The organism is Spirosoma aureum, from assembly GCF_011604685.1.
Classification (GTDB): Bacteria; Bacteroidota; Bacteroidia; order Cytophagales; family Spirosomataceae; genus Spirosoma; species Spirosoma aureum.
The window spans coordinates 4,421,988-4,446,792 of sequence record NZ_CP050063.1 but is presented as its reverse complement, the minus strand read 5'-3'; the positions used below and the strand labels follow the sequence as shown (position 1 = coordinate 4,446,792).

Sequence of the window (24,805 nt, the reverse complement as noted above, 5' to 3'; positions counted from 1 at the left end):
GCAGCAGATTGCCGGAAATTTTCGCCGGAACAATCTGCTGCTTTTGCAGTAACGGCTGCAATCACTTTACAGTCAATCCAATGAAACCTGCATTTCTACGCTTTGCTTTAGGAATCCTGTTTGGTATTCCGGCCTTTGCGCAGCAACACTCCGAACAGAAACATGACAAGTACATTTGGCCTAAAGACGAACAGGTCAAACAAAAACTGCAATCCTGGCAAAATATAAAATTCGGCCTGCTTATGCACTGGGGCACTTACAGCGAATGGGGAATTGTCGAATCCTGGTCGCTCTGCCCAGAAGATGAAGGCTGGTGCGAACGGAAAGGCCCATATGCTGCCAACTGGTTCGACTACAAGAAAGCATACGAAAACCTCCAGACGACATTTAATCCGGTAAAATTCAACCCTGAACGCTGGGCTGATGCTGCGAAACAGGCGGGGATGAAGTATGTGATTTTCACGACCAAGCATCACGACGGATTCTGTATGTTCGATACAAAACAGACCGACTACAAGATCACAGACCCGAAAACACCCTTCTCCACTAACCCACGAAGCAATGTAACGAAAGAAATACTTGGCGCTTTCCGTCAGCAGGGTTTTATGTTGGGTACCTATTTTTCCAAGCCTGACTGGCATGCAGAAGACTATTGGTGGGCTTACTTTCCTCCTAAAGACCGTAATGTAAGTTACGACCCTAAGAAATATCCTGACCACTGGAAAAAGTTCAGCGATTTTACCTACAACCAGATCGAAGAGTTGATGACAGGATATGGTAAGGTAGATATCCTGTGGCTCGATGGTGGTTGGGTTCGCCCGGCTAGCACAATCGACTCAACAGTAAGCTGGCAACGCACCATTCCCTATAGTCAGGATATTAATATGGCCCGTATTGCCGGGATGGCCCGCCAGCACCAGCCCGGTTTGCTGGTCGTAGATCGCACGGTATCGGGTGAGTTCGAGAACTATGTCACACCCGAACAGCAGATACCCGATCATTACATGCCTATTCCGTGGGAAACCTGTATGACAATGGGCGATAGCTGGTCGTATATTCCAAAGGAGAACTTCAAATCGGCAAGAAAGCTGGTGCAAACACTGGTTGATGTGGTAGCGAAAAATGGAAATCTCCTTCTCAACGTGGCCCCAGGTCCTGATGGAGAATGGCACGAAGAAGCCTATCTGCGGATGCAGGAAATTGGCAAATGGATGAACACAAACGGCGAGTCAATCTATGGTACGAAGCCGCTGGCACCTTATCGGCAGGGTCAATGGGCTTTTACGACCAATGGACAGGCTAGCTATGCGTCTTATTTGTCCAGTGACTCCGAAAAGCAACTTCCGGCTAATTTGGCGCTGCCGACGATCAATATCTCACCAACGGCTAAGATAACCTTGCTCGGCACAACCCAACCCCTAAAAAAGACTAAACTCACAGAGGGGGTAATTACCGTTTCGATCCCCGAAAAAGTGCGTCAGCAGTTTGCCGAACAGCCCGTATGGGTATTCAGGATTAGTGACAGATAGAGGTTGTTCTGCCAACGTAAGCGATAAAATTATCGCTTACGTTGGCAGAACAGTAATTGCTTAATCAACTTCCAGCAATACCTCTTCCATTTCTTCTTTTGGTGCATCACAGGTAGGACACGCATAATCACTCGGCAACGCGCTGAAAGGGGTTCCCGCTGGAATAGCGTTCAATGTATCCCCATATTGTTCGTCATACACTGTAAAACAATGTGGACATTGATATACCTTCGAAATGGGCGATAAGGCTGGTTCCGTTTTTTCGGTTTCCAGCCGAACGACCTCACCACGTTGCGTCAAACGACCTGTGCTGAATTTCCTGCAAAGCCGGTTTATCTGATTAGGCAAATGCAGCTTAAAGAGCCCTTTTTCAAACAGGTGGTACGTTCGGCTATTGGGGTTGAAATTGTCGGTATAATAGACATCGTAGACGCTAAAAAGCGCTAACTGACCAAGTTGAAGCAATGGCCGTTTCCGAACCAGTACCGAACCAAATACTTCCGATTTTGGCCGCGTCTGCACCCCAAAACAAAGCCCGAACGTTCGGGTATCGTGCTTTTCAAAATAGCGCAGCACGTAGTTCTTAAGCTGCGTTCCCTCATTGGTATGATCTTCGGTTTGCCAGGCCAGTTCATTGGCGGCATGGCGTACATTGATGTTGTGTTTGCCAAGAATATGCGACCAGGTAGCCCGGTCTTTTTCTTCAATTCCTTTAATAATGAGCGACTTCCAGGGCGTTACGCATAATTCGCCAACGCGTGTTTTCAGGCATAGCGCGCATACCTCGAGCAGAAACGCCACCGAAAACTGTTCGTCACGGCGGTAAAGGCCAAGCCACGAACGCTGCCCATAGCGGTTAAAGCCTTCGTAATAGGGTAATGAAAATTCGGGAAGTTCTACATCATTCGTTGCTGGTTGCGTAATGAAGCTTCGGCCTGTTGTCACGGCTCTGAAGAGGGCTTCTTCTTCCTGGTGGTCCTGCTCCAACATGGCTTCCTCTACGGCTTTTGCGAGTCGACCCATGTCGTTCGTATAGATCAGTTCCCGCCACCGGAAAAGCGAATTGCTCTGTTTCGGACGGACGTACAGATACCAGAAATGCGGTATCGGCGAAGCAATGAAGTTGAGATTCCCAGTAAAAAAAGGCGTAAAACTCTGGTTCGAATCTGACAGGTTGACTTTCAGACGTGGCTGATAATCAAACTGGTCCAGCACCGTATGGTATTCACTTTCGCGCAGCCATGCGCCCGTGCGAAACACATCTTCGCCACAATACGAGCTAATAATATTTGGGTACTGCTCTGTGTTGGCTTCATACGCAATCTGGTGTTTTTTCAGGTCTTTTTCCAGAAAGCGCATGTCTTCATAATGTACCGTCATCAGTAGTTGCTGCCGGGCACCGAACCGCACCGTATGTACGCCCGCATCATGAGCCAGTGTCAGCACATTCTGCAACGCTCCCGGCGAAACGATTCCAGCGGGCAGGTTGATTTTCAGGGTGTAATAGTCGCGCATAATCAATGACTGAATGTTTGAACGAGTGAATGACTGAATGGTTTGTCGCGGAGTGATCGCTCATTTACCCAGTCACTAACTCGCTCATTGATAACAGAATACTTCGCACTTCGGGTCGGCAGGAGCCACAGCCAGTTCCAGCTCCGGTTTTCTGGCAAAGCTGCTGAAAATCGGTACAGCCTCCCAGAATGGCCTTTTCCAAATTCCCCTGCCCTACCGAGTTGCAGGAACAAACCAGCTTCCCGGCTATCGGATCAACTTTTTTATTGGCTCGTAGCAACTGTAGGCGCTTTTCAGAAAGTTCGGTCCCGTTGGCAATCAGTTCGCGAAACTCCTGAAATTCGTTTTTATCACCGACCAGAATAGCACCGACCAGCCTGTCGCCCTGAACTATACACTTTTTGTAATAACGCTTGGCTTTATCGATGAAAACGATTTCCTCATAATCAGGAGCTCCTCGTTCGGCCGTTCCGGTGTTGGCAGGTACTTCGGCCATCCCTATACTACACAGATGCAGACCCTCCATTTTCAGGATACTGATGGACAAACTCCCCCGGTAGGGTTGCGATACGTCGCCGGCCAGAAATCGGGCTGCAATTTCGGCCTGCTGTTCGGCGGCCAGCGTAATGCCCCACATCTGCCCGTTCCACTGAGCCAGTTCGCCAGCGGCAAAAATATCGGGATCAGAGGTTTGCATGTAATCATTGACAACGACACCCCGGTTGCATACCAAACCGGCATCGCGTGCCAGTTCGATGTTTGGCTCTGTTCCAATGGCCACCACAACGACCTGGCATTGAATCTTTCGTCCCGAATTCAGTTGGATACCCTCTACCTGCCCGTTCCCCATAAACGTCTGAACTTCTTCATTGAAATAGACGTCGATGCCCCGATCCAGCAGTTCGAGGTATAGCAATTCACTGGCGAGCGGATCGAGCTGGCGTTCCATAAATCGCCCACCCCGCTGAATAACTGTAACCCGAACACCAATCTGCCGCAGTGAGGCTGCCAATTCGAGCCCCAATAATCCCCCACCGACAATTACGGCATGGGGTTCGGTCGAATCATCCGGCGATAGTTTCAGAAATGGCAGAAGCGAATCGGCATCCAGCCGGGAACGCATGTTGAAAATACCCGGCAAACGGGGCACACTTTTGGGCATAAATGCCCTGCTTCCGGTTCCCAGCAAAATCTTGTCATACGTGTGTTCAACACCATCGCTATCCGTGACCACTTTCGCCTTCCGGTCGATATGAGCAACGCTGACACCTTTGTGCACAATGATATTCGCTTCGCCAAACTGGTCTTCACGCAGCTTGACCAGTTGCTCCCAAGACTGTTCGCCACTGATGTAATCGGGCAGGAGAACCCGGTTGTAAAACGGATAAATCTCTTTGGAAAATACGTGAATTTCATCGTCGGCATTAACCAATCGGTAGGCATTGATGAAGCCAAGTCCAGCCGAGCCAGCCCCAATAATGATAATTTTTTCCTGCGGCTTACGGTACGGCAAAACCGTTACGGCCGTGAATTTGAAATCAGGTTCTTTAGACCGGGGATCAACGAGCGAATTGGTCAGGTTATTGGCCCGGTTCAGATTGCTGTTGAGAATCTTCCCCCAGTGCATGGGCAGAAAACACAGTCCCGAACGCACATCGTCGGTAATCTTAGCTTTTACCCGAACTTCCCCGCGTCGCCCACGCACGACGACCAACTGCCCGTCCCGAATGCCGTGTGTCCGGGCATCGTCCGGATGGATTTGGAGGAATGGCTGCGGACTATGCTGATTGAGTTTCGCTACCCGTCCGGTCTTGGTCATGGTGTGCCACTGGTCCCGGATGCGGCCCGTGGTCAGTACCAGCGGAAAGTCATCGTCAGTTGGTTCTGAGGCATTGCCATCTGGTACAGCATGAATCTGTGCCCGTTCATTCGGTGTATAAAACCGATGATCCGTAAACAGGCGCTTCGTTCCGATCGGAACATTGTTGTCAGTGTTCACGTCTAATGGCTCGCTGTTTGCCGGAAATGGCCATTGTACTGTTCGTTTCCGTTTCAGTAGCTCATAACTTACCCCCGTCACATCGATGTTGGTTCCTGCCGTGAGTTGGGTATATTCCTGATAAACTTCGGCAGTATTGGCGTAGTTAAATGAATCACCAAAGCCCATTTTCTGCGCAAAGCGCCAGATTATTTCGGCATCGGGCAAGGCCTCTCCCGGAGCATCGATTACGCTGGGCAGGTAGGCAATCCGGCGTTCGGCATTGGTCATCGTGCCTTCTTTTTCGAGCCAGGCCGCAGCCGGAAGTACCACATCGGCAAACGGCACCGTATCGGCCCGGTTCGACACATCCTGAACAACAACGTAACGGGCGTTTTTAAGCGCCTTCTCTACCGCATTGGCATTGGGCATACTCACCATCGGATTCGTATTGATGATCCAGATGGCTTTTAGCTGACCATCGGCCAGCGCATCGAACATTTCGGTAGCGGTCAGGCCGGGTTTGGCAGCAATCCTGACGGGTCCCTGCCAAAATGCTTCTACCTCTGCGCGGTGAACTGCGTTCGTCACATCACGATGGGCGGGTAACACATTGGCCAGTCCACCCGTTTCGCGACCGCCCATTGCGTTTGGCTGTCCGGTGAGTGAGAACGGCCCATTGCCCGGTTTACCGATTCGCCCGGTAATGAGGTGTAAATTAATGAGCGCCAGGTTTTTATTGACACCAACTACGGACTGATTCAACCCCATTGTCCAAAGCGACAGGAATCCCTTCGAGCGGCCGATCCAGTAAGCTGCCTGCTCAATATCATCAGGATCAACCCCGCACAGATCGGCTGCTTCGACCAGCGTCCGCTGCATGACCTGCTCCCGATAAGCCTCAAAGCCATCGGCGTGGTTGCAAATGAATTCATTATCGATGAATCCCTTTTCGATCAGTAACCTCCCAATGGCATTATTCAGGACAATATCGGTGCCGGGTCGGATGGGTAAATGCAAATCGGCCGACCGGGCCGTGTCGGTCCGGCGCGGATCAATACAGATGATTTTAACGTGCGGATTGGCCGCCTTATGCGCTTCGATCCGGCGCCATAGAATAGGATGACACCAGGCCGGATTTGCCCCCTGCACATAAAATACGTCCGCTTCTTCAATGTCATCGTAACAAACCGGCACCGAGTCTTCCCCTAGTGATAGTTTGTAGCCTACCACGGCCGAACTCATACACAGCCTGGAGTTGGTATCGATGTTGTTGGAGCCAATAAATCCTTTGATGAGCTTATTGACCAGGTAATACTCTTCGGTCAGGCACTGTCCCGATACGTAAAACGCTACTGAATCCGGACCATATTTCTGAATAAACGTTTTAAAAACAGCCGCTGTACGCTCCAGAGCCGCATCCCAACTCACCCGTTGCATCGGCATCGACCGATTGAGCCGCATTTGCGGATACAGCAATCGGTCTGACTGATCCATAACCGTGTAATGCAGATTCATGCCTTTCGAGCAAAGCATGCCCCGATTCGACGGGTGCTGCTTATCACCCTCAACGGTCAATCGCCCGTTCGGTTCCTGCCTGACTACGATTCCACAGCCAACGCCACAATAGCAACAGGTCGTTTGATGAGTCATAATGATTTTTGAGTAACGACTGTAGCGTGAAAAGTGAAGAATAGCTACGGGTAATTTATTCTTTACTTTTCACGCTATGTTCTTCACTGTTTAAGCGGTTTGCAATTCTGCTTCAGCTGGTTCGGTTACGACTGTTTTGCCAAAGTTGACCAGGAATAAGGTTAACCCGACGGCTGCAACGATTGCTCCGATGTAGAGGAAAGCCTGTCCGTAGGAAATAGACTGTGATTTGAACAGAAAGCCCATGAGCATTCCACCAACGTTGCCCCCTGCCCCTACCACGCCAGAGATCACTCCAACAGCTTTCGGATTAACAAAGGGAACAATAGCATAGGTACCCCCATTCGACATTTTCAGGAAGAGCGCGAAGGATAGCATGGTTGCAATGGCCATTGGCAGGTTACCGGCCTGCGCAAACAGCATAATGCCAACACCTTCCAGCAACAGCATAGCCGCAAGCAAAACACCTTTTCCACGCATGCCGTATTTGTTACCTACTTTATCGGCCACGATACCGCCCAACGCACGGGCAAAAATATTCATACCGCCGAAGAGCATAGCCCAAAAACCGGCCTGGGTCTCTTCCATCTTGAAATTATCGAAGAAATACAGTGCAGCCACACCATCGAATGTAATTTCCATACCGAAGCAGCAGGCATAGGCCAAGGCCAGCGCCCATACGCGAATGTCGGCGCAGGCCTCCCAGAAACTCACTTTCTCCCCGGTCTGAGTTGACCGCTGAATTTCATTGAAGTTACCGGCGGGGGTGTCTTTCGTAAAACGGTAGTACAAAAACGCCATGATCAGCATCATGATACCCGGTACCACCATCGCCAGGCGCCAGGCCTCTGGTTTTGTATAACCAAAACCAACGATCGCGGCCATGATCACCGGCATTGCCAGTTGCGTGATGCCACCGCCCAGGTTCCCCCAACCACCGGCCACTGCGTTAACGGTCCCTTTAATTTTCGGAGCGAACATCAGGGAGGTGTGCACCTGGGTGATTACAAATGATGCACCAATGACGCCGATGGCTAGCCGAAAGAGTAAAAACGTCGTGTAATCGTGGGCCAGACCAACAAACATAACCGGTAATGCGCCCAATACGAGCAAAGCGGTGTAGGTTTTGCGTGGGCCCCAGGTATCACAGAGTTTCCCCACAATCAGTCGGGCAAAAATGGTGGCCGATACAGCCGCAATGATGGTATTTCCGACCTGTGGTTTAGTCAGACCCAGATCGGCCCGGATGGCGGGCATCAGTGGAGCCAGACCGAACCAGCCAAAGAAACAGACAAAAAAAGTTAACCAGGTGATGTGGAACGTCCGCATCTGGACACCCTCGAAGCGGAAAATATTCAGCGAAGTAAGCGGCTTATTCGATGACAGATTCATGGTTGTATGCGTTTAGATGGTGTTGATTAGCACTGATTACTTTTTGGATGCTAGGAAATCCGGGCGAATGTTGATCATCAGATAGGCCCAGGTGCCGACTTTATCTTTCTGATTCATTGTTCCCTGTTTCGTGTACTCCAGCGTGTTGGTGCCGTTCATGATGGCGTAACCAGCCTCTACAGTAGTGACTTTGTTCAGGGAATAGGTCGCAATCAGGTCGTACTCCATACCCAGTTTTGACGCCAGTGGGGCGGCTGGCAGCGCATCAGGCATTTTGTTGAACGTCGTGTTGGCCAGTGCGAAATAATGCACATCAAACGTCGTGGTCAGCCGTTTTCCAGCGTATTTGAACTTTAGAAAAGCGTCCTGTAATCCACCAGACGGCGAGCCGGTTCCGACGTAGAAATAGTCCATATAGCCCCAGTGCCGATGTGGGGTGCCGTAAAGTGGATCGAATCGACTGGTTTCGCCCGCTTTAATCGTCGCATCATTGTTACCAGACAGTACCTCATAACCGGGTCCAATGCTCAGAGCACCTTTCTGGATCATCAGGTTTGCTCCATAGTGGTAAGCGTTTTTAAGATGTAGTCCATCGCGATCTTTACCCTGCTGCGCATATCCGAAAACCTGCCACAAAGCCTGGTTCGCTTTGGCAAATTGAAACTGTCCCGTCAGCATAGCTCCGTATGTTATCCGCGAATTGGTACCGGCTACGTCATACCGTCTCCCATATACGTAACCCGTACTGACAGCACCAATAGAGTCAATCCGGTACTTCTGAAAATCATCTTTAAAGAACAAAGCCGAGAACTTTGTTTGCCGGGAGGCCGAACTGCCAAACTTACGGGTCAGGTAAGCCATTTGAAACGACTTGAATTGCTGATTTTGACCGTTTGTACTTACCGCATTCGTCACCACGGGTGTTCCACCCTTTCCGCTGGTTGGCAGAAAACCGGCCGGAAGGGCCAGGGTTACGTTTTGGGTCGATAGCGCCGATGTGGGCACGTTGGCTGGCGTATAAAATGTACCAGCAACGCCAAACGCATCGGTGTTTTGGTTAAACCCTGCCCCTAAATCCAGAGCCCAGCCGTGGTGTTGAGCCTTCAGCAATGCCGCATCGAACCGGCGTCCCTGTTGCAGCCAGTCCAGATTGCCCAGCAGTCGCACATCATCGTATACAAGTTCCTGACGACCAATCTTTAAGGACAAATAATCGATCGGCCGGAATTTCATGGTTGTATCAGCTCTATTGATCAGGGCCATATCAGCCCATGCCTCGTGAACCATCAGCCGGTTTCCATCGGCATTGGAAATCGTCGAGGCATCCTGCCCCCAGACACGCACATCCTGAATGGCGAGGCCAAACGTAATGCGGTCCCATTTATAGCCAAATGTCAGGCGGGCTCGCTGTGAGGTGAAAGCAGCCATCGGGCTATCTTTTACAGGCAGATTACCGACGCCGTGACGCAATTCGGTACGTGTACGCAGTTGACCGATCAACGAGAACTGCGCGTTCAGCTGCGACCGAAAACCCAATAGCAATACACCCAAAAGCGATAGTCGCGTTAGGAAAGATTTCATCATGATAGGGATTAATTCAAGAAAATGAATGGTGTCGGCAAACAGTCGTCCTGACTACACAGGCGTAGTAGCTCTCAGACGGTTAGCAAAGTAAGAAGCGAATGTTGGGTTCCGGATCAATGGTGTGCGTGACTGACACCCTGCCCAACGCGAAAGAAGCCGGTTTGCTTTACGTGTTTTTTTTCATTTTCTTTGAAGCGTTTGTGTTATACATAGACAAACCCTGTTTGGCCGATCCAACGGTGCCCCCACACCGGATCGGCCTTTTTGCTAGATGGCCACGCCAGCGTTACGCAAACACTCCGCCACATAGGACGGATGAAGCGAAACGACCTCCCCGATAATCAGCACAGCGGGCGCCCCCACGCCCTGCTCTGCCACCAGCTGAGGTATATTCCAGACCTGACCAACCACGCACTGTTCATCAGCGCGCGTACCGTTCTGTATGACCGCCATGGGCATATAACCACGCCCGGCCTGACAATACATGGCACATATTTCTCTTAATTTACTCATTCCCATCAGCACAACCACCGTTGCTTTGGATTGAACGGCCAACCGCATATCGTCGGCCAGTTCACCATGGCGGGTTGTGCCCGTAATTACCCAGAAGCTTTCGCTCACACCCCGGCTGGTCACCGGAATACCCTGCGAAGCTGCTACGGCAATACTGCTCGATACACCCGGTACTACTTCACAGCAGATTCCATACTGACGGGCGTAGTCATACTCTTCAAATCCGCGCCCAAATACATACGGATCACCGCCTTTAAGCCGGACAACATGCCCATGCTCCTGCGCCAGGCGAATAATCAGTTCGTTGATTTCGTCCTGCGTAAACGATGCTTTTCCAGCCCTCTTCCCTACATATAATTTAAGGGATCGCTCCGGTGCGAACTCCAGTAAAGTAGCATTGGCAAGATCGTCGTATAAAACGACATCGGCTTGCCGTAGCGTCCTGATCCCTTTCAAGGTGATCAATTCGCCGTCGCCGGGACCCGCCCCCACGAGTGTAAGCTTTGGCTGCATATCGATACTATGTCAAATGGTTAAATAGCAACAATGTACTATTTATAGTTAAATACAACTATGCGCTATTTCTGCTTCAAAATTAGAGCATCAATTCTTAAAAACAAGCCTTTTCTGAAAAAATATGTTTCAAAATAGACTTTAAGACAAATATAATGTTAGGTTTTACCAAAATGACCTTTTATTTTTGAGCTATCTTTTTGTGGGGGCAAAAAGCAGTTTTCTGGAAATAATACAATACCATAACAGGGTTTTCATAATGAAATAGTTAGTTATAACTATGAACACAAACAAAAACAATCGAATCGTTGTCATTGGTAATGGCATGGTAGGCTATAAGTTCTGCGAGAAATTAATAGCCAAACAAAAAAATGGGCAGCAGTTTACACTAACTGTTTTTGGAGAAGAACCCCGTGTTGCCTACGATCGGGTTCACCTAAGTGCCTACTTTGCAGGTAAAACAGCCGATGATCTGACGCTGGCACCCGAAAATTGGTACGCCGAGAATGGTATACAGCTTTACCTGAGCGATCCGGCAGTTAATATTGATCGGGAGCGTAAAGAAGTTCGTTCTCATCATGGCCTGGTAGTTCCCTATGACTATCTGATACTGGCCACTGGCTCCGGCGCGTTTGTACCACCCGTAGCCGGAGTCGAAAAAGATGGTGTTTTTGTTTATCGTACGATTGAAGATCTCGACCTCATTCAATCCTATGCGCGTAAGGCAAAAAAAGGTGCGGTTCTGGGCGGTGGCTTATTAGGTCTGGAAGCGGCCAAAGCCCTTCTTGATTTAGGCATAGAAGAGACGCATGTCGTCGAGTTTGCCACCCGCCTGATGCCCCGCCAGATCGATGATGCCGGTTCGGGTATTTTGCAGCGCCAGCTCGAATCACTGGGCCTGACGATTCACCTCTCTAAAAGTACCCAGGAAATTACGGGCGAAGATACCATAACAGGTATGCAATTTGCCGACGGATCCAAACTGGATGTCGATATGCTGGTCATTTCGGCTGGTATTCGCCCCCGCGATGAATTAGCCAGATCGGCGGGACTCGATACACACCCACGCGGGGGAATTATTGTCGATAATTTCCTGCAAACGTCCGATCCATCCATTTTTGCCATTGGCGAATGTGCCGTTGCTCATCACATGATTTATGGGCTGGTTGCTCCCGGCTATGAAATGGCCGAGGTGGTTGCCCTGCAACTCATCGGCGAGTCAAAAGAGTTTAAGCCCTTCGACATGTCGACCAAACTGAAGCTGATCGGCACCGACGTCGCTTCTTTTGGTAATCCTTTTGTGGAAGGACCAGACTGTCGGACAATCGTTTATGAAAACAAAGCCAAGGGCGTTTATAAACGCGTTAATATATCAGCCGATGGCAGGGAGCTTTTAGGTGGTATTCTGGTGGGAGACGCCGATCAGTATAATATGCTGTTGCAGACCTGTAAGAATAAAACCATTTTACCACCCAATCCCGAAGACCTGATCCTGGGTTCCCGCGGTGGTGAAGATTCGGGAGCGGGCATTATGAGCTTACCCGACGATGCGCTGATCTGCTCCTGCGAAGCTATAACGAAAGCCACACTTTGCCATGAAATTAGCCAGAATGGCCATAACACCGTCGACGCACTGAAAAAAGCCACCAAAGCCTGCACCGGTTGCGGAGGTTGTACGCCAATGGTTAAAGATATCATTCAGGGCGTTTTGAAGCAGCAGGGAATTTACGTACGGAATATCCTCTGCGAACACTTTGACTATACGCGTCAGGAATTACTGGATCTGGTGAAAATCAACGGACTGAAAACCTATGGCACCGTTCTGGATCAGTTCGGACATGGCGATGGATGCGAAGTTTGTAAACCTGCCATAGCGTCAATTCTGGCCAGCCTCTGGAATGAAAACATACTGGAAAAAGGCCGGGCAACAATTCAGGACTCTAATGATCGCTTTCTGGCTAACATTCAGAAAGGCGGAACGTACTCCGTAGTGCCACGCATTCCGGGTGGCGAAATCACCCCCGATAAGTTAATCGTTATTGGTCTGGTCGCAAAAAAGTATGGTCTTTATACGAAAATTACGGGCGGACAGCGGATCGATCTGTTCGGTGCACACGTCGGTGATTTGCCAAACATTTGGGAGGAATTAATTGCCGCCGGTTTTGAAAGTGGCCACGCATACGGTAAATCACTGCGCACCGTAAAAAGTTGTGTAGGCAGCACCTGGTGCCGGTATGGCGTTCAGGATTCTGTTTCGTTCGCGATTGAAGTTGAGGATCGGTATAAAGGCGTTCGGTCTCCGCATAAGATCAAGTCGGGTGTATCGGGCTGTATCCGCGAATGCGCCGAAGCCCAAAGTAAAGATTTTGGCATTATAGCTACTGAAAAAGGCTGGAACCTGTATGTAGGCGGTAACGGCGGCTCCAAACCCCAGCACGCCCAGTTACTGGCTTCCGATGTCGATAAGGAAACCTGCATTCGGTACATTGACCGGTTCCTGATGTTTTACATCAAAACGGCCGACCCACTCACCCGCACTGCAACCTGGCTCAACAAATTAGAGGGAGGAATGACCTACCTGAAAGCCGTTGTTCTGGACGATGTTTTGGGCATAGCCGATGATCTGGAAAAAGAGATGCAACTACTCGTCGACACCTTCAAATGTGAATGGACGGAAGTGGTTGAAAATCCAGAGCTCCGCAAGCGATTCACTCACTTTGTGAACGTTCCTGAGAAGAAAGACCCCACTGTTCAATTCGATGCCCTGCGCGATCAGAAACGCGCGAAAGAATGGGCTTAGCAGTATTCTGTTTACGGTATCGGTTTAGTGGCCAGCCCAACGCTAGCTTCAGTAAGTCAAGCCTTGTCAATCTACGACCAGAGTCAAAAACAAATTTCTTCACTCCTTACACTAATACAACCCATGGAAGTTCTTGTTGCACCCAAACACGAAATAACCTGGCATCTGGCTTGTCGGGTAGACGATATTCCCGAAGACGGTGGCGCCTGCGCACTGATCGAAGGAAAGCAGATAGCTATCTATAACTTCACCCGTCGTGGCAAGTGGTACGCCACCGACAACGAATGCCCGCATCGTCAGCAAATGGCTTTGTCACGGGGTATGATTGGTAGCCAGGCCGACGAGCCGAAAGTTGCCTGTCCGTTTCACAAGAAGACATTTTCGCTCCAGACTGGCCAATGCCTGAACGACGATTCTTACCAGATTAACACCTATTCCGTAAAAATTAAGGACGGAAAGGTGTATATTGGGATTTAGATGGTATTCCGCTTACGGCATATAGTGTACTGTATTCGGTTTACGATTGGCAGACGCATGAAGTCGCAAACCGGACACGACCCTCCGGAAACCGAATACGCTAGCCTATGAAGCAACTCGACCAACAGGTAGCCCGTCGGTTAACGCGGTTCTATGTGATGGCCCTCACCGCCATTGCAGTGCTGTCAATCAGCGGATTAGTATTCATTCGAAGTACGCTCAGCAATCACTACGACGATAGCCGGGTTGTCAACGTAACCGGTAGACAACGGATGCTGAGTCAGCGATTGACAAAGCTTGCTTTGTTGCGAACAACAGGACTGTCGGCTGCCGATACCGTTTCGTTCGATTCTCTGTTGCATACGTGGTATCAAACCCACATTCAGCTACGGAATGGGCTACTTAAAATGGAAAAGGACTATTCCGTTCGGAAAAGCAGCCAGCTATCTGGCATGTTTGCCCGGATTGAGCCGGTTTTCCAATCCATTTACCAGAGCTTTAGTCGAATCAATAACCCAAAAACGACGCTTGCCGAAAAAAAAGAGGCTCTTCAGGTCATTCTGCGAAATGAACTTTCTTTCGTGCAACAGATGAACGACATCGTTTTTCAGTTCGACACGGAAAGTTTCGAGCGGGTTCAGTCGCTGGAACGAATCGAATGGTTATTAACGATTGCAACCCTACTGACAATTCTGGCCGAGGCATTATTTATTTTCCGTCCGGTTGTCGGTTACACGAAGAATATCGTTCGGAGACTGGCCCGTTCAGAGAATGCGCTACAACTGGTGAACAGGCAGATGGAAATTACCAACCATGAGCTGGAAGCCACGAATCAGAACCTGGCGGCCTCTAACCGGAAGCTGGTAGCTACTCAACAGGAGCTTATTCGCACTACGGAAGAGAAGTATCAGTTGCAGATCGCTGAAGAGAACATTCGTTCGGCAGCCTTGCTCGAAGGCCAGGAAGAAGAACGGCGTCGGTTTGCCCGTGAGCTTCACGACGGTATCGGTCAAATGTTAACCGGCCTGAAGCTGCACGCGGAAAAAATGAAAACGATCACGTTTCCGGACGAGAAGCAACGACTCCGGTTTGACGAACTGTGTAAGTTGATTTACGAGATTATTCAGACAACCCGACAAATATCCCATAATCTGATGCCATCCGTTCTGGGCGACTTTGGACTGGGCGCTACGTTGCAGTATCTCGCCGAGCAAACTGCCCGGTCGTCGGGAATCGATGTGCTTTTTGAGGGGGATCGCGACGCTAATCGGCTGACTCCTGCTATGGAAATCGGGTTGTATCGCATTGCCCAGGAAGCCCTGAACAATGCTATTAAATATGCAGGAGCACAGACCATACGCATTCATTTACAACAAAATTCGCGTAAACTTGAACTGGCCGTCATTGATGACGGAAAAGGTTTTCAGGTCAAATCAGTTCAAAAAGAACAAGAGGTGCCTACCATAAACGGCATCGAAAACATGCGGACCCGAACCCGCCTGTTAAACGGCACACTGACAATTACCTCAAAACCCAAAAAGGGCACCAAGGTGCTGGTCAGTATCAACGTAGCGGGTAACCTTCATTAACAAATTCGAGATTTGTTGGTTACAGCTGCTTATAGCTGAAATAGAGCAGGCAAACTTTACCATTAAATTACCTTACTATGGCTATTCGAATACTTCTTGCCGACGATCATTCTGTAGTCCGAAAAGGAATTCGGATGTTGCTGGAAGACGAAGCGGATATTCAGATTGTCGGCGAGGTTGCCGATGGCGACGAAGCGATCGATCAGGTTGCCGCGATCAAACCCGATGTGTTGTTACTGGACATAACCATGCCCCGGATGTCGGGCATCGATGCCTTAAAGGTTATTTCTAAACAATACCCAAAAGTTAAAACGGTAATGTTCAGTATGCATAACAACCCGGATTACATTCTGAAAGCTGTCCAGAATGGTGCGGCTGGTTATCTGCTCAAGGATACGACCCCGGAAGAAATCCTGCGGGCGGTGCGGACTGTAATCAGCGGTGAGTTGTACTATCCACCCAATGCATCGTCAATAATTATCCGCCAGCTTGTCTTACCAAACGTTAGCCAGCAAAAGAAAGAAGAACAAACATACAGCCCCCGGGCATCGTCGTCAGTCTGGAATAAAATTACGTCGCGGGAAGCTCAGATACTGACTTGTTTAATTGAGGGCCTGAGTAGTCCCGAAATAGCCGAACGATTTGGTATCAGTGCCAATACGGTGGCCAATCAGCGGGCAAGTATCATTCGTAAAGCAGGCGTAAAAAATACGATCGACCTGATCCGGATTGCGCTGGAAGAAAAAAGTCGGCTTTAAGTAGGCTCCCCCATCGGTCTGACTATGGAACTCAGTTGGCAGTGTAGTTGCCAGCCTGCATGTAGTCATGGTTCCAGCTGTTCCTGATTCTGACCCGCTTAGTTAACATCAAGTTGTGTATAACCCCACCACAAAAGAAGCATTTCTACTTATAATATAACTTTTTATAGATTTTAAATATTTGTTTAAAAAAACTATTCAATAAAGTTGCGTGTTAGAAAAGCAACAAATACTTTTGATCGTCAAATGAAACAGAACATGAATTGTTCCCCTTTTAAATCTACTGAAGAGAAAATCCGGGCGGCTGCCAAGCAGGTCTTCCTGGAGAAGGGGTTTGATGGTGCTACGTCCCGGGATATTGCCGATACTGCCGGTATCAATATAGCCTTAACCAATTACTACTTCCGCAGCAAAGAAAAGCTGTTCATGAGCATATTCGAAGAAATGATCCAACTGTTCTTTAATGGAATGGTTGAGATTATGAATAAGCCAACCGGTCTGCGCGAAAAAATTGCCGAGTTGATCGAACATGATTTTGAGTTGCTTAAAAACAACCCCAGCCTGTCGATCTTCGTCATGAACGAAATCCACCGCAATCCGGAACGAATGGCAACAAGCATTGGCGTCATGAAACAAATTCATCACTCCATGTTTGAGGAACAGCTTCAACAGGAAATTGCTCTTGGCACAATCCGGCCGATCAAGGCGATGCATTTAATGCCAATGATCTTTTGTAATGTGCAATTCTTATTTATTGGCAAAGCCATGCACATGAAAATGTGGCAAATGACCGATGCCGAGTTTGATGAGTTTGCCAATCAGCATAAAAGCCTGGTCATTGACATGATCACCACTTATTTGTTTGAATTCGAGAAGGTGTGATATTTTTTTACCCACGATTTAAACAAATATTTAAAATTCATGATTAATTACAATGTTTAAAACAAATCATTCAACACATGCCATGAAAACCATTCGATGGTACCTTTCCTCGTTCTTCGTACTGGGATTTACAGTAGCCAGAGCTCAGGATTTTACGCTTGATCAGCTGATTAACAAAGCGTTGACTAATAACTACAGTGTTCAGTCGGCCCGACTCGATGAAATCAAAACGGAAGCCCAGATTGCAGAAGTCAAAGCCAGTGCCCGCCCACAGGTGAACCTAACGGGCGATTATAAACGCTACCTCAAAATTCCCGGTCAGGTTATCCCCGCATCGGTCTTTGGCGGACCCGAAGGAACTTATTCGGCTGTAGCGTTCGGGTTGCCTTATAACTTGTCCACGAGCCTTCAGGCCACCCAGGCTCTGTATAACCAGTCGTTGCTGATTGCCACTAAAGCGGCCAAAGCCAGCCGTGATTTGTCGGCGCTGCAAACGCAGAAAACAAAAGAAGACGTTGCTTACAATGTATCAGCGACTTATTACAACCTGCAAACGACTGCTCAGCAAATTGCCTTTCTACGCAACAATTTAGTTTCGACCGAACGGCTGATTCGCATTACTGACCTACGGCGGCAGAACCAATTGGCACAGGGTATTGACGTCGACCGGCTTCAGCTCAGTAAAACCTCTTCGCAAACACAGATTGAATCGCTCCAGGCGACTTACAACCAGCTCCTGAATACGCTGAAGTACCTGACAGGAACACCACAAACGGATTCGCTCCAGGTTCGCACGTCCATCGAGGAAACGATTCCGGTAGCACCTGGCAATGAATACACCATCAACCGAACCGATTTACAGTTGATCGATCAGCAGAAACTAATCAACGGCCTCGAACAGCGCAATGTCAAAACGGGATTTGTGCCTACAGTATCGGCCTACGGTGTTGCCAACAGTTCAGTGTATGCAATTGGTGGCGATAACTCCTACGTTAAAAATTTACCGGGCTATTGGGTTGGTCTGCAATTAAACTGGAATGTGTTCGACGGCCTGGCTCGCAAAGCGAAACTTAGCCAGAAACGCATCGATGATCAAAAATTAGACGTACAGCTTCGTCAGGTTCGTGAGTCCATCTCCATGGATATCACCAATGCCCGCAACAAGTTTCTGGTCGAGCAGCAGAACCTGTCAACCAATAGCGGTCAGGTGAAACTGGCCGAAAAAGTATACACCCAGACCCAGCTTCAATTTAAAGAAGGCACCGTCGACATTACCGATGTGGTACAGGCCGAAAACTCACTTCGGGATGCCCAAAACAACTACCTGACCACACTGGTCAATCTCCGTACCGCCGAACTTGACTGGAAAAAAGCAACCGGCAGTTTAATCAATCGCTAAATCACCCCCATTTATACTACCTGTAATTTCAAACCTCAGCAAAAGCTATGAAACGTATCTGGTTATTACTCGCCCTTGTTGGCACGTTGGGCATGACTGCCTGGACGCTGTTGAACAACAAAAAAGAAGTCGAAGCAAAAATTTACAAACCGAATCCCGACCAGAAGGTGGGTGTTCGTACGGCCGTTGCCGAACTGCGTAACTTATCTCAGAATAGTGAATTTCTGGGTTCATTTGCTGCCAATCGTCAGGTCGAAATCCGGCCACAGGCGGGTGGTCAGATTATTCAGCTTCCCATTGAGGAAGGCCAATCAGTAGGTGCTGGCCGATTAATCGCCAAGCTGGACGATGAACAACTTCGCTATCAGATCGAAGCGCTTCAGGTTACTCTGGAAGGGTATCAGAATGATCTGAAACGCTACGAAAATCTGGTAAAAGGTGATGCTACGCCCGCCGTTAATCTGGAACGTACGCAATTGAGCATTCGCTCAACGCAGGCGCAGATCAAACAGCTTCAGAAGCAGATTGCCAACACCACGATTACGGCACCTTTTGCCGGAATCGTTACCGAGAAGATGGTTGAAAAAGGTTCAGTGGTATCGCTTGGATCGCCAATTGCCACTGTAACAGACATCTCATCCCTGAAACTGGTTGTCGATGTGCCCGAAAAAGCCATTAATCAGTTCCGCGTTGGCCAATCATTATCGGTATCAACCGAGGTTTATCCAGGCGCTCACTTTGCTGGCCGCGTTTCCCTGATCGGGGCTGAGGGTGATGCCGCACACAATTATCCGGTTGAGATTACGGTCAATAATTCGGGAAAAAATCTATTGCGGGCGGGCATGTACGGCTCTATTGCCAACATCAGTCAACTGAAAGGGCAGACCCTGTCGGTTCCTCGCCAGGCCATTATCGGTTCAGAAAAGCAGCCACAGGTTTATGTGGTTGAGGGTGGCAAAGCCGTGTTAAAGTCAGTCGAAATTGGCGCTACGACCAACGATTATTACGAAATACGTACCGGCTTGAAAGCGGGCGATCAGGTCGTTACCAGCGGGCAGATCAATTTACAGAACGGAACAGCGGTTAGTGCGCAATAATCAAAGAGCGAAAGAGTGAATGAGTGCAAGGGCGAACTGAAAACGCAACCTTCGCTCTATCAATTTTCACTCGTTCGCTCATTCACTCTTTCGCTATTTATATCATGAAATTTGTTGAAACAATCATCAAGCGCCCATCGCTCATTATCGTTCTGTTTGCGATTTTGACAATTGGAGGTCTGTTTTCGTATCGAATGCTGAGTTATGAGTTGCTGCCCGAGTTTTCTACGCCGGTCATCACCATCACGACAATTTATCCGGGTGCGGCTCCTTCGGAAGTTGAAACGGAGGTTAGCAAAAAACTTGAAGACGCCGTATCGGGCTTAGATAACCTCGACGACGTAAAAGCCAATTCATTTGAAAATGCGTCGGTCATTGTCGTTCAGTTTAAACCAGGGACCGATATCGATATGGCCCTGCAGGATGCTCAGCGGGAAATTGACAAAATGGTCAGCGATTTGCCCGACGACGCCGAGCAACCATCCTTATCCAAAATATCCCCCAGCGACCAACCAATTATGCAGTTGCTGGCCACTTCGACCCTACCCAATGAAGTATTCTATCAACAGGTAGAAGACAAATACCTGCCGGTTCTCCAGCAAATTAAAGGGGTGGCCGACATCACAATGGTTGGGGGCGACAAACGTGAAATCCGTATCAATGTCAACGACGATAAACTCAATTATTACGGTTTATCACTGCTTCAGGTAACCCAGGCCATCAATCAGGCAAACCTGGATTTCCCAACCGGGAAGGTAAAAAGTATAAAAGAGAACATGACGCTGCGCCTGGCGGGTAAGTTCTCTTCACTAGACGACATTCGGAAGTTAGTCATAGCCACTCCGCCAAACGGTAGCCCTATACGCGTTGGCGATGTGGCCACCGTAACCGATGGTTTGACAGAAGCAACCAGCATCAGCCGGTACAATGGACAGAACGGTATTGGCCTATTCATCAAAAAGCAATCCGACGCCAATGCTGTTGAAATCAGTAAGTTAGTCGAGGAAAAACTAAAGACGATTGAGAAAGAAAACGTTAAGGACAAGGTTACGTTTGCGATTGCCTACGATAGCAGTGTCTTTACGCTGGCATCCGTAGAGGCCGTTACGCACGACCTGATTCTGGCCGTTGGGCTGGTAGCTATTGTGATGCTGCTTTTCCTGCATAGTTTCCGGAATGCCTTCATCGTCATGATTTCCGTACCGGCTTCGCTGATCTCGGCTTTCCTGTTCATGTTCGTTATGGGTTATTCGCTCAACCTGATGACCCTGCTTGCCTTGTCGCTTGTAATTGGTATTCTGGTCGATGACTCGATTGTGGTCCTCGAAAACATCCAGCGACACCTCGAAATGGGTAAAGATCGCTGGCGGGCTACGCTCGATGGTGTGAGCGAAATTGGTTTTGCAGCGGTAGCCATCACCCTGGTTATTGTGGTCGTGTTTGTCCCGATTACGTTCGTGAGTTCGGTCATTGCCGATCTGTTGCGGCAGTTTTCGCTGACAGTTGCTTTTGCGACGATGGTTAGTTTGCTGGTCAGTTTTACATTGACGCCCTGGCTCACATCGATGCTGGCGAAGCTGGAGCACCTGAATCCAAAGAATCCGTTCCAGGCCTTCCTGCTCTGGTTTGAAAAAGGGCTGACTGCGTTAACGAATGGCTATCATCAAAGCCTGGGCTGGGTTTTGAAACATAAACTAGCCTTTACCGGAATTTTGATCGCTATTTTTGTCTTCACGGGTTGGGTCATGAGTCTGGGCATTATCGGTTCCGAATTCGTCGCTCAGGGCGATCAGGGTAAATTTCTGCTGACGATGAAGCTCGACAAGAGCGCTTCACTTCAGGAAAACAACCTCACATCCAGACGTATCGAAAATTACCTGCAAAAGAAACCTGAAGTTCAAACCATCTTTGCCAACGTGGGCGGAGCCAGTACGGGTATCAATAGCACGGGTCAGGGTGCTACGAACCGAACCGAATTGACGGTACAACTAGCCGATGCGGCTGAACGGCCGGGTCATAAGCTAACCGAGCAATACATGATCGATCTCCGCAAAGAACTGGAAGAACGCTTTCCGGCCATTGAATTCAGCTCATCGGTGGTGGGTATTGTGAACTCAGGAACATCTCCTATCGAGATTTTCCTGAGTGGCGACGACGCTAACCAGAATTTAGCCGCAGCCGAAGAACTGGCGAACCGCATTCGGAAAACACCCGGTGCAAACGATGTTAACGTATCGGTTGAATCAGGAAATCCGGAGGTACGGGTCGAAATCGACCGCGAAAAAATGGCCAAACTAGGCCTAAATATTCAGACGGTGGGTGGTACACTCCAGAATGCGTTTGCGGGTAACGATGACTCCAAATTCCGCGATGGTGGTGAGGATTATGACATTCGCGTGATGCTTGACGCTTTCGACCGGAAAAACCCGGACGATGTAAAAAACATCAACTTCTTCAGCCCATCGGCCAATCGATCAGTACGGTTAGCAGAGTTCGCGAACGTAACACTCAGCAATGGCCCTTCACTACTGGAACGGAAAAACCGTCGTTCATCGGTAACTGTTACGGCCAATACGCTCGGTACTGGTTCGGGTACGCTAACCGGCGTGATTCAGGCCGATCTGGCCAAAAATCCATTGCCCGCTGCGGTTACCGTTAGCTGGGGTGGTGATGCCAAAAACCAGAGTGAAGGATTCGGGTCACTGGGTATTGCCATGCTGGCGGGTCTGATGCTCGTATATTTCATCATGGTGCTCCTCTACGACAGTTTCGTTTATCCGTTTGTCGTATTGTTCTCCGTTCCGGTTGCGGTGATTGGCGCGTTGCTGGCTTTGGCCCTCAGCTCTTCGAACATTGGTATTTTCGCCATGCTGGGTATGCTGATGCTGATTGGTCTGGTTGTTAAAAACGCTATTCTGATCGTTGACTTTGCCAACCAGCAGAAAGCCAATGGAACGTATTATAAAGACGCCATTTTACACGCTGGCGAAGAACGTTTGCGCCCCATTCTGATGACGACGATTGCCATGGTCATCGGGATGATTCCAATTGCCACGGCAAGTGGCGCAGGTGCCGAATGGAAAAACTCGCTGGCCTGGGTACTAATTGGCGGTCTGAGCAGCTCGATGGTACTGACGATCTATCTGGTTCCCATGATGTATTACCTCGTTGACCGACTTCAGGAATGGTTCAAAAACCGATTCCGGAAATCGAACGAAACCGAAGCATTGACTGAAGCCGAAGCGGCTGTTTCCTAACCCAATTTGAGGAGCCCTGGAGCATGACTAACATCACTCCAGGGCTCCCGAATCAGGTTTATCCATTCTTTTCATTAACTAACTCAACCAATTTAAACCATGACACTTGCACTGATAAACAGTCGTTTGCAGGACATACTCGTTAATATGGGTGTCAATTTAACGGCGCTCACCGATCAGGCTAACTTCATCCGGGATCTGGGCCTTGATTCACTTGACGTTACCGACCTGCTTATTCAGGTTGAAAATAGCTTTAGTATTCGCATTCCAGATGAGGATTGGTGGAAACTGCAAACGGTTGGTCAATTAAAAAACTACCTTAGTCATGAGGTGACATTTGACTAAATTATTCAGCTAAACAAGTTTTGCCTTTCCTCAGAAACGAGCCATACAGGCAACCGATAGACAGCAAAGCCGCCGTGTTACTCTGAACACGGCGGCTTTGTTTGTATTCAACTAAAGCTTTATCTATGAATTTTGTCCGCAGATGCCAACGTCATTCAGAGACTGTCTACTAGTTTAAGTCCGAGGATCAGGTTTTATTCGAAACAGGATTCATTTTAGGCAGGAAAGTACACGCTGAATGTTGCTCCCTGACCAGGCTCGCTGCTGGCTGTTATAGCCCCGCCATGATTGGTCGCTACTTTCTCGCAAATGGCGAGACCAATCCCGGTTCCTGGATACTGATCTTTTCCATGCAACCGCTGGAATACCTGAAAAATACGATCCAGATACTGTTCCTTGAAACCAATTCCATTATCGATTACATCGACTCGATGATAAGAAGACGCCTGGTGGGTAGGGTTAACTGAGTGAGGCAAGTTATCTTCAGCAACAATCGCTGATTTCACCCTGATATATGCTGGAACGTCTGGTTTTCGGAATTTAAGCGCATTACTGATCAAATTCGAAAAGAGTTGTCTTAGTTGCGACGGGTCACCCAATATGGTCGGCAAGCTGTCGAGTTCAACGACTGCACCGGTCTCTTCGATAGCCATGTCCAGATCGTTCAGAACAGCGTCAATAACCTGAGTCAACGGCACATGAAGGGTACTATCCTGTCGGGTAGAAATTCGCGAGAAGGTGAGTAGATCTTTGATCAGCGTCGACATACGGCTCGCTGCGGATTGCATTCGCTCTATATACTCAACGCCCTCGCCCAAATGCTCGCTGTACTGCATTTTCAGTAAATCGCCAAACGACTGAATTTTTCGCAGCGGTTCCTGTAAATCGTGACTGGCAATGTAGGCAAACTGTTGCAAATTGTCATTTGAACGATTCAACGCCTGATTACTGACTTCCAGATCATTATTTGTTTTGGCCAGCTGCTGGTTATTTACTTCCAGCAGCTGTTGCGTTTGCTTCTGTACGGTCAGATCCGTCAGAATCATGCTTAAACATATACCTCCATCGAGCTCCAGAGCAGTTACGGAAAGCAGACAGGGTACTAATTTACCAGTACTGCTGCTAAGCGCAAATTCAATTTTCCGAATATCGGCCCAGCCTTCATTAAACAGGGCATCAAAATCCGCTTTACTGGTGGTAGCCGCAAACCGATCGAAGGATAAACCAATAACTTTCGATAAAGGCAAGTCAACCATTGAGGCAAATGTTGAATTGCAGTAGAGAATAAGGCCTTCCTTATTCAGCGTTACTGCCCCCTCATTCATGGTTTCAATAAAAATCCGGTACGTATAATCGGCCGTTTTCAGCGTGTAAAGCTCATGACCATCATCGCCCTGAACGACCAGGGCATCGATCTGGCCGGTACGAATCGCCTGTAGTGTTTCGGTTGCTTCTTCAAGTTGCCATCGTAGACTTTCATTTTCGACTACCAGTTGCTCGTATGTTTTAGCCCCGTTCATCCTC

The 24,805-nt window shown here is 48.8% G+C and carries 16 protein-coding genes; 10 read left to right on the top strand and 6 right to left on the bottom strand.

Annotated elements, in window-relative coordinates; genetic code table 11:
- Positions 1-80 precede the first annotated feature (80 nt).
- Complete coding sequence (locus G8759_RS17525) at positions 81-1,529, top strand: alpha-L-fucosidase (protein WP_167210171.1); 1,449 nt, start codon at positions 81-83, stop codon at positions 1,527-1,529.
- Positions 1,530-1,589: 60 nt separating this feature from the next.
- Here the strand turns inward: G8759_RS17525 and G8759_RS17520 are convergent, their stop codons facing one another.
- From G8759_RS17520 to cobA, 5 genes are all read right to left on the bottom strand, one after another.
- On the bottom strand, positions 1,590-3,044 hold the full coding sequence (locus G8759_RS17520) for a rubredoxin (RefSeq protein ID WP_167210169.1): 1,455 nt from the start codon (positions 3,042-3,044) through the stop codon (positions 1,590-1,592).
- Between the two features lie 64 nt (positions 3,045-3,108).
- Positions 3,109-6,675 carry a nitrate reductase gene (locus G8759_RS17515; protein WP_167210167.1) on the bottom strand — a complete coding sequence of 1,189 codons (3,567 nt, stop codon included), beginning with the start codon at positions 6,673-6,675 and terminating at the stop codon, positions 3,109-3,111.
- Between the two features lie 90 nt (positions 6,676-6,765).
- Positions 6,766-8,067 (bottom strand): MFS transporter, encoded by a 1,302-nt coding sequence (locus G8759_RS17510; RefSeq protein WP_167210165.1) that lies wholly within the window; start codon positions 8,065-8,067, stop codon positions 6,766-6,768.
- A gap of 36 nt (positions 8,068-8,103) precedes the next feature.
- A complete protein-coding gene (locus tag G8759_RS17505) occupies positions 8,104-9,648 on the bottom strand; it encodes an alginate export family protein (protein ID WP_167219054.1) in 1,545 nt (514 codons plus the stop codon).
- 270 nt (positions 9,649-9,918) lie between these two features.
- Positions 9,919-10,677: a uroporphyrinogen-III C-methyltransferase gene (cobA, locus tag G8759_RS17500; protein WP_167210163.1), complete on the bottom strand. Its 759-nt coding sequence runs from the start codon at positions 10,675-10,677 to the stop codon at positions 9,919-9,921.
- Between the two features lie 280 nt (positions 10,678-10,957).
- Between cobA and nirB the strand changes: the two genes are divergently transcribed.
- From nirB to G8759_RS17455, 9 genes are all read left to right on the top strand, one after another.
- Positions 10,958-13,477: a nitrite reductase large subunit NirB gene (gene nirB, locus G8759_RS17495; RefSeq protein WP_167210161.1), complete on the top strand. Its 2,520-nt coding sequence runs from the start codon at positions 10,958-10,960 to the stop codon at positions 13,475-13,477.
- Between the two features lie 123 nt (positions 13,478-13,600).
- The gene (gene nirD, locus G8759_RS17490) at positions 13,601-13,954 is read left to right on the top strand and encodes a nitrite reductase small subunit NirD (protein WP_167210159.1); all 354 of its coding nucleotides are present in this window, start codon (positions 13,601-13,603) and stop codon (positions 13,952-13,954) included.
- Positions 13,955-14,061: 107 nt separating this feature from the next.
- The gene (locus G8759_RS17485; RefSeq protein ID WP_167210157.1) at positions 14,062-15,543 is read left to right on the top strand and encodes an ATP-binding protein; all 1,482 of its coding nucleotides are present in this window, start codon (positions 14,062-14,064) and stop codon (positions 15,541-15,543) included.
- A gap of 77 nt (positions 15,544-15,620) precedes the next feature.
- A complete protein-coding gene (locus G8759_RS17480) occupies positions 15,621-16,301 on the top strand; it encodes a response regulator transcription factor (RefSeq protein WP_167210155.1) in 681 nt (226 codons plus the stop codon).
- Between the two features lie 258 nt (positions 16,302-16,559).
- Positions 16,560-17,183: a TetR/AcrR family transcriptional regulator gene (locus G8759_RS17475; protein WP_232074290.1), complete on the top strand. Its 624-nt coding sequence runs from the start codon at positions 16,560-16,562 to the stop codon at positions 17,181-17,183.
- Positions 17,184-17,265: 82 nt separating this feature from the next.
- Positions 17,266-18,582, top strand: coding sequence for a TolC family protein (locus G8759_RS17470; protein ID WP_167210153.1), 1,317 nt, complete (start codon positions 17,266-17,268; stop codon positions 18,580-18,582).
- 47 nt (positions 18,583-18,629) lie between these two features.
- A complete protein-coding gene (locus G8759_RS17465; RefSeq protein WP_167210151.1) occupies positions 18,630-19,679 on the top strand; it encodes an efflux RND transporter periplasmic adaptor subunit in 1,050 nt (349 codons plus the stop codon).
- Positions 19,680-19,783: 104 nt separating this feature from the next.
- Positions 19,784-22,936 (top strand): efflux RND transporter permease subunit, encoded by a 3,153-nt coding sequence (locus tag G8759_RS17460; protein ID WP_167210149.1) that lies wholly within the window; start codon positions 19,784-19,786, stop codon positions 22,934-22,936.
- Between the two features lie 99 nt (positions 22,937-23,035).
- Complete coding sequence (locus G8759_RS17455) at positions 23,036-23,281, top strand: acyl carrier protein (RefSeq protein WP_167210147.1); 246 nt, start codon at positions 23,036-23,038, stop codon at positions 23,279-23,281.
- Positions 23,282-23,496: 215 nt separating this feature from the next.
- Here G8759_RS17455 and G8759_RS36310 read toward each other — a convergent pair whose 3' ends face one another.
- Positions 23,497-24,801, bottom strand: a complete 1,305-nt coding sequence (locus G8759_RS36310; protein ID WP_167210145.1) for a sensor histidine kinase — start codon at positions 24,799-24,801, stop codon at positions 23,497-23,499.
- Between the last annotated feature and the right edge of the window lie 4 nt (positions 24,802-24,805).

Excerpts from the sequence above, each read along its gene's own strand:
- G8759_RS17525 (WP_167210171.1), top strand. The coding sequence starts at position 81 with ATGAAACCTGCATTTCTACGCTTTGCTTTAGGAATCCTGTTTGGTATT.
- G8759_RS17520 (WP_167210169.1), bottom strand. The coding sequence starts at position 3,044 with ATGCGCGACTATTACACCCTGAAAATCAACCTGCCCGCTGGAATCGTT.
- G8759_RS17515 (WP_167210167.1), bottom strand. The coding sequence starts at position 6,675 with ATGACTCATCAAACGACCTGTTGCTATTGTGGCGTTGGCTGTGGAATC.
- G8759_RS17510 (WP_167210165.1), bottom strand. The coding sequence starts at position 8,067 with ATGAATCTGTCATCGAATAAGCCGCTTACTTCGCTGAATATTTTCCGC.
- G8759_RS17505 (WP_167219054.1), bottom strand. The coding sequence starts at position 9,648 with ATGAAATCTTTCCTAACGCGACTATCGCTTTTGGGTGTATTGCTATTG.
- cobA (WP_167210163.1), bottom strand. The coding sequence starts at position 10,677 with ATGCAGCCAAAGCTTACACTCGTGGGGGCGGGTCCCGGCGACGGCGAA.
- nirB (WP_167210161.1), top strand. The coding sequence starts at position 10,958 with ATGAACACAAACAAAAACAATCGAATCGTTGTCATTGGTAATGGCATG.
- nirD (WP_167210159.1), top strand. The coding sequence starts at position 13,601 with ATGGAAGTTCTTGTTGCACCCAAACACGAAATAACCTGGCATCTGGCT.
- G8759_RS17485 (WP_167210157.1), top strand. The coding sequence starts at position 14,062 with ATGAAGCAACTCGACCAACAGGTAGCCCGTCGGTTAACGCGGTTCTAT.
- G8759_RS17480 (WP_167210155.1), top strand. The coding sequence starts at position 15,621 with ATGGCTATTCGAATACTTCTTGCCGACGATCATTCTGTAGTCCGAAAA.
- G8759_RS17475 (WP_232074290.1), top strand. The coding sequence starts at position 16,560 with ATGAATTGTTCCCCTTTTAAATCTACTGAAGAGAAAATCCGGGCGGCT.
- G8759_RS17470 (WP_167210153.1), top strand. The coding sequence starts at position 17,266 with ATGAAAACCATTCGATGGTACCTTTCCTCGTTCTTCGTACTGGGATTT.
- G8759_RS17465 (WP_167210151.1), top strand. The coding sequence starts at position 18,630 with ATGAAACGTATCTGGTTATTACTCGCCCTTGTTGGCACGTTGGGCATG.
- G8759_RS17460 (WP_167210149.1), top strand. The coding sequence starts at position 19,784 with ATGAAATTTGTTGAAACAATCATCAAGCGCCCATCGCTCATTATCGTT.
- G8759_RS17455 (WP_167210147.1), top strand. The coding sequence starts at position 23,036 with ATGACACTTGCACTGATAAACAGTCGTTTGCAGGACATACTCGTTAAT.
- G8759_RS36310 (WP_167210145.1), bottom strand. The coding sequence starts at position 24,801 with ATGAACGGGGCTAAAACATACGAGCAACTGGTAGTCGAAAATGAAAGT.